This window comes from Salidesulfovibrio brasiliensis JCM 12178, assembly GCF_001311825.1.
GTDB lineage: Bacteria > Desulfobacterota > Desulfovibrionia > Desulfovibrionales > Desulfovibrionaceae > Pseudodesulfovibrio > Pseudodesulfovibrio brasiliensis.
Genome location: NZ_BBCB01000077.1, coordinates 1 through 15,492, shown reverse-complemented (window position 1 = coordinate 15,492; position 15,492 = coordinate 1). Strand labels below are relative to the sequence as shown.

14 protein-coding genes and 2 pseudogenes are annotated in these 15,492 nt (G+C 61.7%); 9 read left to right on the top strand and 7 right to left on the bottom strand.

Translation table 11 applies throughout. The annotated features are described in order from the left end of the window. Positions 1-124: 124 nt before the first annotated feature. Both glpB and JCM12178_RS14270 read right to left on the bottom strand, forming a co-directional pair. A complete protein-coding gene (gene glpB / locus JCM12178_RS14275; RefSeq protein WP_054652286.1) occupies positions 125-1,402 on the bottom strand; it encodes a glycerol-3-phosphate dehydrogenase subunit GlpB in 1,278 nt (425 codons plus the stop codon). After that, complete coding sequence (locus JCM12178_RS14270; protein WP_369404529.1) at positions 1,399-2,967, bottom strand: FAD-dependent oxidoreductase; 1,569 nt, start codon at positions 2,965-2,967, stop codon at positions 1,399-1,401. The genes glpB and JCM12178_RS14270 overlap by 4 nt, the downstream gene beginning before the upstream one ends. Positions 2,968-3,062: 95 nt before the next feature. On the opposite strand from JCM12178_RS14270, the pseudogene JCM12178_RS21045 reads away from it, so the two are divergent. From JCM12178_RS21045 to JCM12178_RS14240, 7 genes and pseudogenes are all read left to right on the top strand, one after another. Further along, positions 3,063-3,305: pseudogene (locus tag JCM12178_RS21045) on the top strand (hypothetical protein); the annotation flags it as partial. A gap of 64 nt (positions 3,306-3,369) precedes the next feature. Continuing rightward, positions 3,370-4,272 carry an ABC transporter ATP-binding protein gene (locus tag JCM12178_RS14265; RefSeq protein ID WP_245628800.1) on the top strand — a complete coding sequence of 301 codons (903 nt, stop codon included), beginning with the start codon at positions 3,370-3,372 and terminating at the stop codon, positions 4,270-4,272. 17 nt (positions 4,273-4,289) lie between these two features. After that, a complete protein-coding gene (locus JCM12178_RS14260) occupies positions 4,290-5,378 on the top strand; it encodes an ABC transporter ATP-binding protein (RefSeq protein ID WP_054652283.1) in 1,089 nt (362 codons plus the stop codon). Positions 5,379-5,390: 12 nt separating this feature from the next. Then, positions 5,391-6,269, top strand: a complete 879-nt coding sequence (locus tag JCM12178_RS14255; protein ID WP_054652281.1) for a carbohydrate ABC transporter permease — start codon at positions 5,391-5,393, stop codon at positions 6,267-6,269. After that, positions 6,266-7,069, top strand: coding sequence for a carbohydrate ABC transporter permease (locus tag JCM12178_RS14250; RefSeq protein ID WP_054652280.1), 804 nt, complete (start codon positions 6,266-6,268; stop codon positions 7,067-7,069). Before JCM12178_RS14255 ends, JCM12178_RS14250 begins: the two co-directional genes overlap by 4 nt. A 13-nt stretch (positions 7,070-7,082) precedes the next feature. Then, complete coding sequence (locus JCM12178_RS14245; protein ID WP_245628799.1) at positions 7,083-7,361, top strand: DUF2160 domain-containing protein; 279 nt, start codon at positions 7,083-7,085, stop codon at positions 7,359-7,361. Positions 7,362-7,505: 144 nt separating this feature from the next. Then, positions 7,506-9,224, top strand: coding sequence for an ABC transporter substrate-binding protein (locus tag JCM12178_RS14240; RefSeq protein WP_054652290.1), 1,719 nt, complete (start codon positions 7,506-7,508; stop codon positions 9,222-9,224). 377 nt (positions 9,225-9,601) lie between these two features. On the opposite strand, the gene JCM12178_RS19965 is transcribed toward JCM12178_RS14240, so the two are convergent. The 5 genes from JCM12178_RS19965 to JCM12178_RS14225 all read right to left on the bottom strand — a co-directional run bounded on the left by JCM12178_RS19965 (position 9,602) and on the right by JCM12178_RS14225 (position 13,681). Next, entirely contained in the window at positions 9,602-11,053 is a 1,452-nt protein-coding gene (locus tag JCM12178_RS19965) for a cytochrome c (RefSeq protein WP_245628798.1), read from the bottom strand. Continuing rightward, complete coding sequence (locus tag JCM12178_RS19960; RefSeq protein WP_245628797.1) at positions 11,050-11,457, bottom strand: hypothetical protein; 408 nt, start codon at positions 11,455-11,457, stop codon at positions 11,050-11,052. Before JCM12178_RS19960 ends, JCM12178_RS19965 begins: the two co-directional genes overlap by 4 nt. After that, positions 11,427-12,164: a cytochrome ubiquinol oxidase subunit I gene (locus JCM12178_RS19955; protein WP_245628796.1), complete on the bottom strand. Its 738-nt coding sequence runs from the start codon at positions 12,162-12,164 to the stop codon at positions 11,427-11,429. The genes JCM12178_RS19960 and JCM12178_RS19955 overlap by 31 nt, the downstream gene beginning before the upstream one ends. A gap of 3 nt (positions 12,165-12,167) precedes the next feature. Then, positions 12,168-13,217: a hypothetical protein gene (locus tag JCM12178_RS14230; RefSeq protein ID WP_157054936.1), complete on the bottom strand. Its 1,050-nt coding sequence runs from the start codon at positions 13,215-13,217 to the stop codon at positions 12,168-12,170. Between the two features lie 146 nt (positions 13,218-13,363). Further along, positions 13,364-13,681, bottom strand: coding sequence for a TusE/DsrC/DsvC family sulfur relay protein (locus JCM12178_RS14225; RefSeq protein ID WP_054648761.1), 318 nt, complete (start codon positions 13,679-13,681; stop codon positions 13,364-13,366). Between the two features lie 232 nt (positions 13,682-13,913). Between JCM12178_RS14225 and JCM12178_RS14220 the strand changes: the two genes are divergently transcribed. Both JCM12178_RS14220 and JCM12178_RS14215 read left to right on the top strand, forming a co-directional pair. Then, positions 13,914-14,555 carry an HDIG domain-containing metalloprotein gene (locus JCM12178_RS14220; RefSeq protein WP_083465958.1) on the top strand — a complete coding sequence of 214 codons (642 nt, stop codon included), beginning with the start codon at positions 13,914-13,916 and terminating at the stop codon, positions 14,553-14,555. Continuing rightward, positions 14,512-15,419, top strand: a pseudogene (locus tag JCM12178_RS14215) (D-alanine--D-alanine ligase family protein). Before JCM12178_RS14220 ends, JCM12178_RS14215 begins: the two are co-directional and overlap by 44 nt. Positions 15,420-15,492 lie beyond the last annotated feature (73 nt).

Below are 15,492 nucleotides of genomic sequence, written 5' to 3'. Positions count from 1 at the left end.
CCAGCTTGCCGCCGATGGTATCACCCGTGTCCACGGCTGCCCGCAGTCGTACTGCGGCGCGGATGAGCAGCCCTGCGGCGGCCACGATGAGCGCCGGGTAGAGGAAGTCATAGAACAGTTCCATCTATCCGGCCTCCCCGAGTGACTTGGCCAGCGTGTTCACGGCCTTCCATGCGGTGCCCACGGCCAGCCCGGTGCCGCTCTTCTCGCGTATCCAGTCGTGGCCGGAGAGGATGGCCCCGGCTGCGTGCAGCCTGTGATGGAAGGGCGTTCCGTCATCGTTGAGCGGCCGGAAGTCGTCGTCGAACAGCACGCCGCAGCGGTCTGCCGGGTGGCCGTTTTGGGAGAAAAAGACGTCGTCGTACCAGTCGTCGGGGTCGGCGGGCCGGGCAACGGGCAGGTCGAAGACCGTTTCGCGCATGTCGTGGGTCTGCTGCCGGATGCCTTTTCCGAAGAACCGTCCGGTGGCCAGCACCGCTGCGCGGGCCGAGATGGCGTACTCCTCGCGCGCGCCGCCTGCCCTGAAGCGGAATCCGTCCGGCGAGGGCCGCGCGGTCATGACCGTCTTCTGGCTGAGGGTGCGAACGCCCAGACCGTGCAGGCCCCGGTCGAACGCGGCACGCAGCCGCACACCCATGATCGGCGGCGGCAGGGTCGGGATTTCAAAGACGGTCACGCCCAGCAGTTCTTCCATGTGGCGCGTGACCTCGGCGCAGTCGAGCACGCCGAGCATGGCCGGAAAGCCCGCGTAACGCGCGTCGCCCAGATGCGGGCGCACTGTTTCGGCCAGCGCTTTTCTCCGGGCGGGGTCCGCCAGCGCGTTGGCCATGTGCTCCGGGTAAAGTTCGCCGTCGAGGCCGGGAAACGTGATGATCGCCGAGCGCAGGGCGGGCCAGTTCTTGCCGAGGGTTTCGGTGAGCTGTCGTCCGCTGAAGCCCTTCAGCCCGTCAAAGGAGACGATGAGGCAGGGGGCCTTTTCCCTGAGCGCGGTTGCCCCCGGAGCCATGGTGGCCGGGGCGAGGTAGGTGCGCTTGGTGGTCCCTGCCGGGGTGGGCAGGCGCAGGTTGCGGCCCTCGTTGCCCTGAAAGGCGAGGCCCTGCGCGGTCAGAAAGTCCGTGAAGGCGTTGATGCCGTCGGTGATGTCGTCGCGGTTCAGTCGGGCGTATGGGTGTTCGGAGGACTCGGCCCGAAGCGAGGCCACGCCTTGCCACGGTTCGTCCAGTTCCCTCTTTTCGGCCACTGGGTGCACGCCCAGCACGTCGATGAAGCCGCTGCCGAAGTCGATGCCGCCGGTGGTCCCGGCCTGCACCACGCTGAGGCCGCGCTGCGCCGCGAACAGTGCCGCGGCCATACCCGCGTGTCCCGCGCCGATGACCATGACGTCGCATTTGAGCTCGATCATTCGTCCTCCCCGGTCAGTTCCAGTTCCAGAAGCGCGCAGTGCAGTGCCTCCTGCAGCTCGACCTGTTCGGCGGTGCGGCCCCACATGATGGGCTTCTGCCCCTTCCAGCGGCGCTGGATGAACGACTTGAGCTCCTCAATGCCCCGGGTGCCGGAGAGCACCTCGCGGTCATATAGATATGAAGTGACCCGCGGGCCGCAGAACGCGCCCTGACACGGGCCTTTGCCCATGCGGCTGCGCATTCCGATGGCGTTCAGGGCGGAGCGGCCGCGCATGTTCTCGAGATTCCGGGTGATCTCTTCTATGACCGAGCGGGAGATGAGCTCGCATTCGCAGAGCATCACGTCGGTTCGGCCTGTCTCGGCGGCGAAGTTTCGGGGCGCGAGGCCCGGTTCGGTCCAGCGGCCCGAAACCGATGCCGGAAGCGGTTCCTCGCGGGTCCGGCAGGGGGTGTTTTCCCCGAGCTTTTCACATACGAGGTCGGCGGCCTTTTCTGCCATGAGCCGGTAGGTGGTCAGCTTGCCGCCGGAGATGGTGATGAAATTGTCGATGCCCTCGTGGTCGTGGTTTACCAGCGAGAACCCCCGGCTGACGTTGCGGTCGTCGCTGCCGCCGAGGCTGATGAGCGGACGGATTCCGGCGTAGGCTCGGATGTAGCGGGTGGAGGCCAGCACCGGCATCATCTTCGCGGCGTCCTCCACCTGCCGGACGCATTCCTCGCGGGTGGGGGTTGCGTCCTCTGGCGAGGGCACGCGCACGCTGGTGGTGCCGAGCACGGAGACCGTGCCGCCGGGCACGAGGATGTCGCCGTCAGAAGGCTTTCTGAGCCGGTTGATGACCCGGGTGGAGAGACGGTCCTGCGTTACGAGCAGCGTGCCCTTGGAGCAGATCACGCCCACCTGCGCCCCGGCCATGGTCGCGATTTCTCCGGCCCATGCTCCGGCAGCGTTGACCACCAGTTCCGGTTCCACGATGAACTCGCGGTTCTCGGTCTCGTCCGTCACGTGGACGCGGCGGATACGGCCTTTTTCAATATCAAAAGAGCGGACCCGGGCGTTGCGCATGGTTTTCGCGCCGAGCGAGACCGCGTGGGCCACGTTGTCCAGCGCGAGCATGAAGGGGTCTATCGAGCCGTCCTGCACCTCGTAGGCCGCGAATGTGCGTTCGGAAAGATACGGTTCCAGTTCGCGGGCCCGGGCTGGATCAAGTTCCTTGCATGGGATGCCGCAGCGCTTGCAGTTGCCGGGAAAGTCGGCGGCAAAGGTTTCGTCGTCGCCGTCCACGGCCACGAACAGACCGGCGGTCTCCTCGATGCACTGGGGCGCGAGGCGCTTGAGTATGTCGCCTTCCTCGCGGCATTCTATTGCGGCTTCGGCATCGCCCGAGACGTAGCGTCCGCCGCTGTGCAGCAGGCCGTGGTTGGCCCCGGACGCCCCCGCGTTGAGGTCGCGTTTTTCCAGCAGGAGCAGGAGACGCCGCGTAGGGCGAGATCTCTTGCCAGCCCGGTGCCGGTGGCGCCGCCGCCGATGATCAGGACGTTCGCTTGCATGTGTTTTCCGCTCCAAAAGTGCCTGAATTTCGGATAGCGAAGGTAGCAGATGCGGCGCTGTTTCGCCACGGATTTTTCAAGGAGCGCGAGCGTGGGGGCCTTTTTTGAAATATGTGGCCGCTGTTGTGTTACAGGCGGGCGTTTTTTGTTGAGAGATCGTTAAACAGATGCTACAAATTCCCAGTTCTTTGGCCCATAAACCCAGAGGGGTCGAACGAGGAACGTTGGAGTTATCATATGGGGCTTGTTCTTAATGACGTAGAGAAGATTGTCGGTCAGGAAGTTCATCTGAAAGACATCAATCTGGAGTTGGAGCCCGGAAAGCGCTATGTGCTGCTTGGAAGGACTCTGGCTGGGAAAACCTCGCTTCTGCGCATCATGGCCGGACTTGACCGGCCTTCCCGGGGGGGGCGTCCTCATGGACGGAAAAGACGTGACCGGCATGTCGGTCCGTCAGCGCAGCGTTGCCATGGTCTACCAGCAATTCATCAACTATCCATCACTTTCCGTTTACAAAAACATCGCGTCGCCGCTCAAGATCGCGGGCACTGCCAAGGACGAGATTGATCGTCGGGTGCAGGAGGCCGCGCGGATGCTGCACATCGAGCACCTGCTCGACCGGTTGCCGTCCGAGCTCTCCGGCGGACAGCAGCAGCGCTGCGCCATCGCCCGTGCGCTGGTCAAGCGCGTGGAGCTTCTGTTGCTCGACGAACCGCTCGTCAACCTCGACTACAAGCTCCGCGAGGAGCTGCGCGAGGAGCTGCAGCAGATTTTCGAACGGCGCGAATCCATCGTGGTCTACACCACCACGGAACCGACCGAGGCGCTCATGCTGGGCGGCCATATCATCGTGATGCACGAAGGCCGCATCCTGCAGCACGGGCCCACCGCCGAGGTCTACCTGAATCCGGCCACCACCAAGGTCGCGGAGGTGTTCAGCGATCCGCCGATCAACTTCGTGCCCGCAAAGGTGGAGAACGGCACCGTCCGTCTTGGCAGGGAGCAGGTCATCCCGCAGCAGGGCAGGCTGGCCGGGCTGGAGCCGGGCGAATACCGCTTCGGCGTGCGGTCCAACCGCCTGTTCCTCGGCGACGACGGTGTCCGCACGGTCCGTTTCGACGGCCCTGTGGGGCTTTCGGAGATCAACGGTTCCGAGACGTTCATTCATTTCACGTATGAGGACGTCCCGCTCGTGGCACAGGAAGACGGCGTGCACCAGCGCGGCGTCGGCGATACGGTTTCCGTGTATCTTGATCCCAACGACTTTTACGTGTTCGGTGCATCGGGCGAGCTCATCGTCTCCCCGGCCCGGGCCGACTAGACTTCTGGAGGGGCGCAATGGCGCGCATTGATCTCAACGAGATTGCCCACAGCTACAAGCCCAATCCGCAGGGGCCCGATGATTACGCCCTCAAGCGTATCCACACCACCTGGGATGACGGCGGGGCGTACGCCCTGCTCGGGCCGTCCGGCTGTGGCAAGACTACCATGCTGAATATCATCTCCGGCCTGCTGGAGCCGTCGCAGGGCCAGATCCTGTATGACGGAAAAGACGTCTCCAAGCTTCCGCCCGAAAAGCGGAACATCGCGCAGGTCTTCCAGTTCCCGGTTCTCTATGACACCATGACCGTGTACGAGAACCTGGCCTTCCCGCTCAAGAACCGCAAGGTTCCCAAGGACGAGATCCACAAGCGGGTGCTGGAGATCGCGGAGATTCTGGACCTTTCCCCGGACCTGAACAAGAAGGCCGCAGGCCTTTCCGCGGACGCCAAGCAGAAAATCTCGCTCGGTCGCGGGCTGGTCCGTTCCGACGTGGCGGCGATTCTCTTCGACGAGCCGCTCACGGTCATCGACCCGCACCTCAAGTGGCAGCTGCGCCGCAAGCTCAAGGAAATCCACAAGCGCTTCAAGCTCACGCTCATCTACGTGACCCACGACCAGGTGGAGGCCATGACCTTCGCCGACAAGATCGTGGTCATGTACGAGGGCGAGCTGGTGCAGATCGGCACGCCCGAGGAGCTCTTCGAGAATCCGGAGCACACCTTTGTGGGCTACTTCATCGGCAGCCCGGGCATGAACCTGATGGAATGCACCGTTTCCGGCGGCGTGGCCCGCGCGGCGGGCATGGACATCCCGGTTTCCGGCGTGGGAACGCGCCGCGCCGAGGAGGCCAGCGGCAAGCAGAAGGTCGAGGTGGGCATCCGGCCCATGTACCTCGACGTCCGTGAGCCGGACGCCGAAGGGCTGCCCGCGCGGATCATCAATGTCGAGGACCTGGGGAGCGCCAAGATCGTGACCCTCGAGTTCGGCGATACAACGGTCAAGGCCCGCGTCCCCGAGGACAAGGCCCTGCCCGCCGAAGAATGCAAGCTCTTTTTCCCGCCGGAGAAGACCAAGGTCTTCATCGACGGGAGACTGGCAAAATAAGGGGAGGACGCCATGCAAAAATGGGCTGACAACCGGGCCTGGTTCCTCATCCTGCCCGTGTTTCTCGTGGTCGCCTTCAGCGCGATCATTCCGCTGATGACCGTCGTGAACTATTCGGTTCAGGACATCCTCGGCCCCGGAATGAGCGTGTTCGTGGGCTCCGAATGGTACAAGGAAGTGCTTCACAACCCGCGTCTGCACGACGCGCTCTTTCGCCAGCTGACCTTCTCGTTCTGCGTGCTCGCCATCGAGATTCCGCTGGGCGTGGGCGTGGCGCTGACGCTGCCCAGAAAGAAAGGCGTGTGGGCCTCCACCTGCCTCGTGCTTCTGGCGCTGCCGCTGCTGATTCCCTGGAACGTGGTCGGCACCATCTGGGTCATGTTCAGCCGTCCGGACATCGGGCTGGCTGGCGTCACCCTGAATGAAATATTCCACTTCCCCTACAACTACACCGCCGATCCGCTGCACAGCTGGCTGACCGTCCTTGTCATGGACGTCTGGCACTGGACGCCGCTGATCGTGCTGCTGGGATACGCCGGGCTTCAGGCCATTCCCGAAGCCTACTATCAGGCGGCAAAGATTGACGGGGCCTCGCGCTTCGCGGTCTTCCGCTACATCCAGCTTCCCAAGATGCGCGGGGTCTTGCTCATCGCGCTCTTGCTGCGGTTCATGGACAGCTTCATGATCTACACCGAACCGTTCGTCCTCACGGGCGGCGGGCCGGGCAACTCCACCACCTTCCTCAGTCAGTTCCTGACCCGGCTGGCGGTGGGGCAGTTCGACGTGGGACCGGCTGCGGCCTTCTCGCTGATCTACTTCCTGATCGTGCTGCTGTTCTGCTTTGTCTTCTACACAACCATCGTCAACCTCGGCAAAGGAGAAGCGCAATGAGAATGAAGAAACGCACGGTTGCGCTCCTGTGCTACCTCATATTCCTGTTGTTGCCGATCTACTGGCTCGTCAACATGTCCTTCAAGACCACCGACGAGATTCTCTCGGTCTTCAACCTGCTCCCGGAGAACTTCACCTGGGCCAACTACGCCATGATCTTCACCGATCCGTCGTGGTACACCGGGTACATCAACTCCATGAAGTACGTGGCGCTCAACACCATCATCTCCCTGACGGTGGCGCTGCCCGCGGCCTACGGGTTTTCGCGGTACAACTTCCTGGGCGACAAGCACATGTTCTTCTGGCTGCTGACCAACAAGATGGCCCCTCCGGCGGTCTTCCTTCTGCCGTTCTTCAACTTCTACCAGACCGTGGGCCTGTTCGACACGTCCATTGCCGTGGCACTGGCACACTGCCTCTTCAACGTGCCGCTGGCGGTCTGGATTCTTGAAGGCTTCATGTCCGGCGTCCCGAAGGAGATCGACGAAACCGCGTTCATCGACGGATACAGTTTCCCGCGGTTCTTCACGACCATCTTCATCCCGCTCATTCGCGCCGGTATCGGCGTCACCGCGTTCTTCTGCTTCATGTTCAGCTGGGTGGAACTCCTGCTGGCCCGCACGCTGACCGCGGTCAACGCCAAGCCCATCGCGGCCACCATGACCCGTACGGTCTCGGCTTCGGGCATGGACTGGGGCGGACTTGCGGCGGCAGGCGTTCTGACCATGATTCCGGGTGCCATCGTCATCTGGTTCGTGCGAAACTACATGGCAAAGGGCTTTGCCCTCGGCCGGGTGTAAGGAGGCGAATCACATGGATATGTCATGGATGGTATGGACGCCGGTCACGGCAGGGTTCTTCATCTTCATCGCCATCATGCTGGTCTGCATGACCATCTGGCAGGTGGTGTCACCGACGATCGAGCGGAAGGGATTCCTGCCCATCGTCACCACCCGCGGCGACCGCCTGTTCATCGGGCTGCTCGGCAGTGCCTACATCTGCCTTGCCTGGCTGGGCCTGACGGACAAAGAGTTGTGGTACGGCGTGGGAATTTCCGTTGCATGGCTTGTCACGGTCATGCGTTGGGGGTAAAAGGGTAAAACTGCGGTTTGAATCCGCTTGGTTGTCCAAGAGGAAAGCAAGCGGATGTTGTTTTGGGTGTGACTTGTTACAAATTCTAACTCGGGAGGATAGGTTATGTCTTCTGGTCTTTCCAAATCCGCCTGGCGCCTCGTGATGACCCTTACGGTCGTCATGGCGTTCATGCTGTCTGCCAGCGTGAGTTCCGCCGACGATGCCCAGTACAAAGCTGCCGCTGAAAAGTGGGTGGACTCCGAATTCCAGCCCTCCAGCCTGAGCAAAGAAGCTCAGATGAAGGAAATGGAATGGTTCATCAAGACTGCCGAGCCGTTCCGCGGCATGGACATCAAGGTGGTCTCCGAGACCATCGCCACCCACGAGTACGAGTCCAAGGTGCTCGCCAAGGCGTTTGCCGAAATCACCGGCATCAAGGTCACCCATGACCTGCTCGGTGAAGGTGACGTCATCGAAAAGATCCAGACCCAGATGCAGTCCGGTCAGAACATCTATGACGGCTACATCAACGACTCCGACCTCATCGGCACGCACATGCGCTACGGCTTCGTCCTGCCCCTGTCCGACTTCATGGCCGGCGATGGCAAAGACGTGACCCTGCCCACCCTGGACATCGATGACTTCATCGGCAAGTCCTTCACCACCGGTCCGGACGGCAAGCTCTACCAGCTGCCCGACCAGCAGTTCGCGAACCTTTACTGGTTCCGTTACGACTGGTTCCAGAAGCCCGAGCTCAAGGCCAAGTTCAAGGAAAAATACGGCTACGAACTCGGCGTTCCCGTCAACTGGTCCGCCTATGAAGACATCGCCGACTTCTTCACCAACGTGGTGAAGGAAATCGACGGCGTCCGCGTTTACGGCCACATGGACTACGGCAAGAAGAGCCCCGACCTCGGCTGGCGCTTCACCGACGCATGGCTCTCCATGGCCGGTGCCGGCGACAAGGGCCTGCCCAACGGCAAGCCCGTCGACGAATGGGGCATCCGTGTTGACGGTTGCCGTCCCGTGGGCGCTTCCGTTGCCCGCGGTGGTGCCACCAACGGCCCCGCTGCCGTGTACGCTCTGACCAAGTACATGGAATGGCTCGAAAAGTATGCTCCGCCGGAAGCTCTCGGCATGACCTTCTACGAGTCCGGCCCGGTTCCGGCTCAGGGTCACATTGCCCAGCAGATGTTCTGGTACACCGCCTTCACCGCGGACATGGCCAAGGCCGGTACCCCGGTTGTTGACGACAAGGGCCTGCCCAAGTGGCGCATGGCTCCGTCCCCGCACGGTCCCTACTGGGAAGAAGGCATGAAGCTCGGCTATCAGGACTGCGGTTCCTGGACTTTCCTGAAGTCCACCCCGGAAAAGCGCCTGAAGGCTGCCTGGCTCTACGCCCAGTTCTGCGTGGCCAAGACCACGTCCCTCAAGAAGACCATCGTGGGCCTGACCCCGATTCGCGAATCCGACCTGATGACCGACGCCATGAGCGAACTGGCTCCGAAGCTCGGCGGTCTGGTTGAATTCTACCGCTCCCCGGCACGCGTTGCCTGGACCCCGACCGGCACCAACGTTCCCGACTACCCTAAGCTCGCGCAGCTCTGGTGGCAGAACATCGGTGAAACGCTGTCCGGCGAAGTCACCCCGCAGAAGGCCATGGATAACCTCGCCGCTGCCATGGACAAGGTTCTCGCCCGCCTCGAGCGTGCAGACGTCCTCGGTGCCTGCGGTCCGAAGCTGAACCCTGAAAAGTCCCGCGAATACTGGCTGAGCCAGCCCGGTGCTCCGAAGGCCAAGCTCGACAACGAAAAGCCGCAGGGCGAGACCGTCAGCTACGACGAACTCGTCAAGGCATGGCGTGAAGGCCGCGCTCGCTAGAACGCACCCCTTCATATGACATCAAGAGGCCCGCTCAGTGCGGGCCTCTTTTTTTGTATTCCACAGTCATATTGCTGGAGCACTTTCCTTGCTGTGAAGGTGCCTGTGTCTGCCAAGGGGACCATGGGTATCATGAGGGAGGGTGCCGGGGCGCGTGGTATGACCGTGAACATCATGCGCCCGAGTCGATCCCGAGGCCGCATGATGGGTATGAAAAGCCCCCTGCTCCGCACCGTGGCGCAGGAACAGGGGGCTGGGAGGAGCAGGGTTAGCGTTCGGGATCAACGTAGGATTCGGGATCACCCTCGCCGCTGTATGGCTTTCTGCCCAGATGGTGGACGTTATCCTTTACTTCCTTGAGGTGGCAGACGCCGCAGTTACTTTGCGCCGATGGCGCGCGGGTTGTCCTGATACTGCAGGGGACCGAGGTTGTCGCGGTTGCGACCATACTTGTTTACCGCCGGGTAGTTGGCGTGCGGGCTGTTGTGGCAGGCGATGCACATCATCTTTCCGGCCTTGTCCAGGCTCAGGCGGTAGAGCTTGTCGCCGCCCTCGGTCCAGGTGTTGAACCCGAGCGAGGTTTTGCGGTCCGGCTTGCTGCCGGGATCGGTATGACAGGTCCTGCAATCGGGTTCCTGCATCCATGGCAGGCGAGGATTGATGCCCGCCACGCTCTTGGCGTACCTCGGCTCCAGATTCTTCATCAATCGTTCTGCCCCGGCCTTGCCCTTTTCCTTTTCGTACTTGAGAAGCGACAGTGCGTGGTCCTCAAGGTATCCGTGGCAGCGCACGCAACCGATGTCGGCCTGTGCATGAACTCCGCGCAGGCACTTGGTGGGACCGTCCGGACGGTTCGGGTGGCAGAACTCGCATGCTTCCGAGCCGCGTCCCGACAGGAAGTTGGCGTGCAAGCCGTGGATGGCTGCGGGCAGGTTCAGCAGTTCAGGCTGTCCCTTGGCGTTGAGCACCGGGTCGGGATGGCATTTCTGGCAGAGCATGGGGTTGCCCGCGGCCGCTGCCTTGACAAGCTCGGTGTTGCTCAATCGGTCGTGCGACTTGAGCACGTCCCGGCCGCTGACCTGCGAAATGCCCGCGAGGTTGTCCACCCGCCAGGGACCGCCGTGGCAGTTCTTGCAGCCCATTTCGGTCGCTGTGGGGGCCACGGTCTTGGTGACGGCCAGCAGTTCCCCGGTGGTTGCGTTACGCGCCTCCACCGTGAATATGGGGTAGGGGTTGTATCCGCCTTCCTCGGGATACGGTTCCACCGGGATCAGGCTGGCCTCGAAGCTGTTGAGCGTCTTGTGCAGGTGCAACTCCCCGGACATGCCATTTCCGGAAAGGCCGACATTGTCCGGCGGCTGTGCGCCGAAGAGCGACTTGACGTGCTTCCAGAACGTGGAGCGGTCCGCCGGTTTTTCGAATCCCGGCTCCACCGTGTAGGTCAGCTTCACGTTTTCCGTCACCACCTGCGGCTTGTCGCCCCGCTTGATGAGCTGGGCCCAGATGTCGTTGGCCGGGGGCAGCAGCACCCACTCGGAGTAGCTGTCCGAGATGCAGTGCATGCCGAGGTTGTTCCACGCCAGCAGGACATACTCGTCCTTTTCCCTGTCAAACGGCGGCACCTCGAAGGGCAGGTCCTTGCCGACAAAGACCTCGTTTTCCGGCTTGCCGCCGTGCAGGCCGTCCACGATGTAGGTTGCCAGCGCGAGGCGTTCTTCCTTGGTGCCGATGTACTTGGGCATCATGGAAGCGATCTTGCCCATGCCCGAGAGCTTGGCGTCCATGCCCACTACGGGATACTTTTCGGTGAGCGGCATGATGTCGTTCATGGGGCCACCGATGGAGTGACATGAGGCGCATTGCAGCTGGAAGAGCTTTTCGCCTGCGGCCATGGTGTCGCTGACGTCGGCGCGGACCCATTTGGCAGAGGCCAACAGTCCGGACCTGTTGAGCTGGGCACGTCCTGCACGCGGATCTGGTTGGAGTACATGTAGCCGTGGATGACGTACGGCTTGCGCGCTGCCTCTCGCAGAAACTCGAAGGAGCCGATGAAGCCGAAGCCGAGCACGAAGAGAATCAGCGACAGGGCCACTCGGGCCTCCTTGGGCAGCCGGATCATCATGATCGCGCCCAGCACGAAGAGGGCGACGCCGATAATGGGCACGAGGTGGTAGAAGCTGGTGATGCGTGCCGCCGTGAGGCTCAGGCGTTCAAGCGCTTGGGGCGGAAGCACCGAGAAATACCACCAGCCGAGAGCAGGGCCAGCACCACGGGCACGACGGTCCAGCGGGCGCAGGCGCGATACACTTTCTCGCGCACGGCCTCGTCCATGATGCGGTGGGCGGTCAGGAATCCGAACAGCCCGGCGATCATGAAGGCCATGAAGGTGCGGAAGAAGAGGCTCGGCCAGAACGACGGGTTGAAGAAGCCCTGCCAGAAGTCGCGGGTTTCCAGCCACCCGCCGGGTGTGAGCATGTAGCCGATGATGCCGTTGATGAGGAAGAGCGAGAGCCACGCGAAAGCGAAGTACAGCCAGCCGACGATGAGGTGGTCGCGGCGGTTCATGCTGTCGAACTTGTAGTAGTAGATAAGCAGGGCGATGATCTCCGCGAGGAAGAAGACCCATTCGGTGGCCCATGCAAAGACGAAGGTGTGGATGAGCGATGAGGTGGCGTCCGGGGCGATAACCGATATGGTGTACCAGATGCCGACGCCGGTCATGCCTCCGAGCACCATGGTCAGCAGCAGGAAGAAGCGGGTGTGTTTCTTGACGTATTCAAGCAGCGCTGGCGAGTTCTCCCGCGCGGCCATGGTTTCGAAATAGGGCAGGAACAGCCCGCCGCCTACTGCGAAATGGGCTATGAACACATGGATTACGGAAACCAGGGCGATGAAGAATCCGCCGCCGAATGTCGTGAGTTGCCAGATGGGATATTCCATGACCTAGCCCTCCCGTTGCGGCTTGAGCGCCAGCTTGAGCATGTAGCCGACAAGGATCAGCCCTGCGGCGAGTGTGACGAGAAAGAGCACCAGAGGGGTGTATTCGCCAGTTACCGGCAAGTTGGCGGACGAAAAGTACGGCTTCAGCGTCAGGGCACGCACCGTGGCGCGCAATCCCACCATGGCCAGCACTGTCAGCCCGGTCCATACGGCCGCGCTTCTGGGCTTGTTGGAGAACCCTGCTATCAGGGCGGGGAAGGTCAGGCCGACGGCTACCAGCAGCAGCGCGGTGGCGAGCGGGTTGTCGCCCATGAACTGCAGGAGCACCGGGCGTTCCAGCGCCATGAGCCACCAGAGGCCGGTGGCCATCTGCAGCAGCGTGGTCGTGGTGAATACCTTGATGCCCATGGTCCCGGCCTTGTCGTCAAGGCGACCGTAGCTGGCAAGCAGGGCCACAAAGAGACCGCCGATGGCGAGACAGGCAAGCAGGAAGTGCAGGTAGCGCGGTACGGTGGTGGTCTCGAAGAGGTTGAGCACGGTCCCGTTTGCGTTGGTGAAATACTTGATCCACAGTTCGGGGTTTTCCACGGTGGTCATGACGCTCGTGAGCACCACCGATATGCACAGCACCATGACCAGTCCGGCAGCGAGGAAGAGCGGAGCCTTCATGGGGCTCTTTCCCTGCCTGTACTGGTTGACGTACATGGCGTAATAGCCGCCGATGAGGAGCAGGACGATGCCCAGCCACCAGACGGCGGACATGGTCGCGCTGGTGTAGAAGAACTGTCCGTGCACCACTTGCAAAAAGAGCAGCGGAGCCACGCCGAAGTTGACGGTCAGGGCGAAGATGGTCGGCAACTTGTCCGACACGGATTTGACAACGGGGTTCTGTCTGTCAGTGAGGGCGACGTAGAGTGCTATCAGGCTGCCGCCCACAAGCACGTTGACCATGACGAGATGTATGGCAAGGGTGAGTATGCCCAGCCCCTCAAACCACCAACTGGCGACGGGCAGCGCATCTGCCGTGGGAATCAATGCATTCGGATTCATCATCCACCTCCATTGACTCAATAAACAGGCAGACGCTTCAATAAACCATTATAAAATCGCATTGACTATAGGAGAATTGTCGCGGCGCAAAAAAAGGCGGGAACCTTTCGGTTCCCGCCTTGAATTCCACTGATGTGGACGGATGCGAACTAGACGCAGCCGGTGGGCTTGGGCAGGCCAGCCATTTTGCAGGCTCCCTTGCCGGGTCCGGAGGGGAACAGCTCGTAGATCTGCTTCAGCTTGAAGCCGGTGACCTTGGAGAGGATGCGGACCATCGGCGCGATGCCGTTCTTCTTGTAGTAGTCCTGCAGGAAGTCGATGACCTTCTGGTGGTCTTCGGTCATATCCTTGATGCCTTCAGATTCCTTGACGTACTCAACCCATTCCGGGGTCCAGTCTTCAAAGCGCTGCAGGAAGCCGTCTTCATCGACTTCGAAAGATTTACCCTGAAATTCAACAACAGCCATTTGTTCCTCCTAAAGGTTGTTACCTCGAAACTGCCACGGGCTTAACGGTACAGTCCCATGACGGATTTCTCCATGTAAACCCGGCAAGCGGAAATTTCAAGAGGAAAACGGCCCCGGAGGGCTTCGGAATGCGAGTTTTCCCGAGAAGGCGATAGGGGCGGCTCGCGGCTTTATTTTTGGCCGCGCGGCTGATACGCTGAATAAAACCGAAACAATGACGGAATAGTGCATCATGAAAGTCGCAAAGACCCGATACGCGTTCCCGCCGGGCGAGAGCCTGCCCCCGCCGCCGGGACCGGCGCAGTATCCGCTGCCCGTGCCCACGGAAGAGGAGTGCCTCGCCCTCTGGGAAGAGACGTCCATGTTCAACAACGTGCGCGAGCATAGCTTTGCCGTGGCTGCGGTGGCCACGTTTCTGGCCGAGCGTGCCCGCGAACTGGGGCGTGAGGTGAATGTCGGCGCCGTAAGAGCGTCCGCGCTCCTGCATGACATCGCCAAGACGTACTCCATCCTTTACGGCGGCAACCACAGCCAGCTCGGCGGGGCATGGGTCGCTGAATACACCGGCAACCCGGTCATCGCCTCGGGGGTGGCCCATCACGTATTCTGGCCGTTCGAGCTTGATCTGGAAAGATACTTCCTCCAGCTCGCGGTCCTCTATGCCGACAAGCGCGTGACGCACGACCATCTGGTTCCCATCAACGAGCGGTTCGAGGACCTGCTCGACCGCTACGGCAGAAACGGCCTCATCCGTGAACGGATGACCGTGATGCACGAGCAGGTCGAAACGGTCGAGGAACTGTTCTCCACTACACTGAAGGTTGATCTGAATGAATATTCTCTTGATAGCGGGCGGTTGGTCCAGCGAGCGTGAGGTGTCCCTTTCCGGTGCGCGGAAGATCGAGGCATCGCTTCGTTCTCTGGGGCATCAGGTTCGTTTTTTCGACCCTGCGCTCAAATTCGACGAACTCCTCGACGCTGCGGAAGCTGCGGATTTCGCGTTCATCAACATGCACGGCTCACCGGGTGAGGACGGGCTGATTCAGGTGCTTCTCGATTCCGTGGGCTGCCCTTATCAGGGGGCGGGCGCGGCTGCATCGTTCCTGACGCTCAACAAGGCCGCGAGCAAGCTGCTCTTCCGCAAGGCGGGCATTCCCACGCCCGACTGGCAGCTCGTCACAAGCAGGCCCGATCCGTCATGGCGCTGCACGCTGGACCTGCCGGTCTTCGTGAAGCCAAACTCGGGCGGTTCCAGCGTGGGCATGGGTCTCGTGAAAAAGGAGAAGACCCTTCTCCCTGCCTTGAACGAGGTCTTTGACCTCTGCGACGAGGCCATCATCGAGTCCTACAAACCGGGCGTGGAGCTGACCTGCGGGATGCTCGGGGGCAAGGCCTTGCCGCTCATCATGATAAAGCCCAAGGCGGGCGCGGATTTCTTTGACTACGCCAACAAATACGACGCGGACGGGGCCGAGGAAATCTGCCCGGCACCGGTCGATGAAGAAGTGACCGAGCGGATTCAGGAATTGACCCTCAAGGCCAACAAGGCGCTCGGCCTGAGCGGATACAGCCGTGCGGATTTCATTCTTTCAGACGGTGAGCCGTGGCTGCTTGAGGTCAACACGCTTCCGGGCATGACTCCCACCAGCTGTTGCCGCAGGCCGCGGCCGAGATCGGGCTGTCTTTCGACGATCTGATCGCCGATCTGATCCGGCTGGGCATGGAGGAGCGGGGCTGATGCGGTCCTCTGTCCGGGCCGCAATGTCGGCCTATTCGGCGCTCTGGCGCGCCGCCGTGCCGCTGCTCAAGGG

Excerpts from the sequence above, each read along its gene's own strand:
- JCM12178_RS14260 (WP_054652283.1), top strand. The coding sequence starts at position 4,290 with ATGGCGCGCATTGATCTCAACGAGATTGCCCACAGCTACAAGCCCAAT.
- JCM12178_RS19955 (WP_245628796.1), bottom strand. The coding sequence starts at position 12,164 with ATGGAATATCCCATCTGGCAACTCACGACATTCGGCGGCGGATTCTTC.
- JCM12178_RS14265 (WP_245628800.1), top strand. The coding sequence starts at position 3,370 with ATGGACGGAAAAGACGTGACCGGCATGTCGGTCCGTCAGCGCAGCGTT.
- JCM12178_RS14250 (WP_054652280.1), top strand. The coding sequence starts at position 6,266 with ATGAGAATGAAGAAACGCACGGTTGCGCTCCTGTGCTACCTCATATTC.
- JCM12178_RS14225 (WP_054648761.1), bottom strand. The coding sequence starts at position 13,681 with ATGGCTGTTGTTGAATTTCAGGGTAAATCTTTCGAAGTCGATGAAGAC.
- JCM12178_RS14220 (WP_083465958.1), top strand. The coding sequence starts at position 13,914 with ATGAAAGTCGCAAAGACCCGATACGCGTTCCCGCCGGGCGAGAGCCTG.
- JCM12178_RS14230 (WP_157054936.1), bottom strand. The coding sequence starts at position 13,217 with ATGATGAATCCGAATGCATTGATTCCCACGGCAGATGCGCTGCCCGTC.
- JCM12178_RS14255 (WP_054652281.1), top strand. The coding sequence starts at position 5,391 with ATGCAAAAATGGGCTGACAACCGGGCCTGGTTCCTCATCCTGCCCGTG.
- JCM12178_RS14240 (WP_054652290.1), top strand. The coding sequence starts at position 7,506 with ATGACCCTTACGGTCGTCATGGCGTTCATGCTGTCTGCCAGCGTGAGT.
- JCM12178_RS19965 (WP_245628798.1), bottom strand. The coding sequence starts at position 11,053 with ATGAACGACATCATGCCGCTCACCGAAAAGTATCCCGTAGTGGGCATG.
- glpB (WP_054652286.1), bottom strand. The coding sequence starts at position 1,402 with ATGATCGAGCTCAAATGCGACGTCATGGTCATCGGCGCGGGACACGCG.
- JCM12178_RS14245 (WP_245628799.1), top strand. The coding sequence starts at position 7,083 with ATGGATATGTCATGGATGGTATGGACGCCGGTCACGGCAGGGTTCTTC.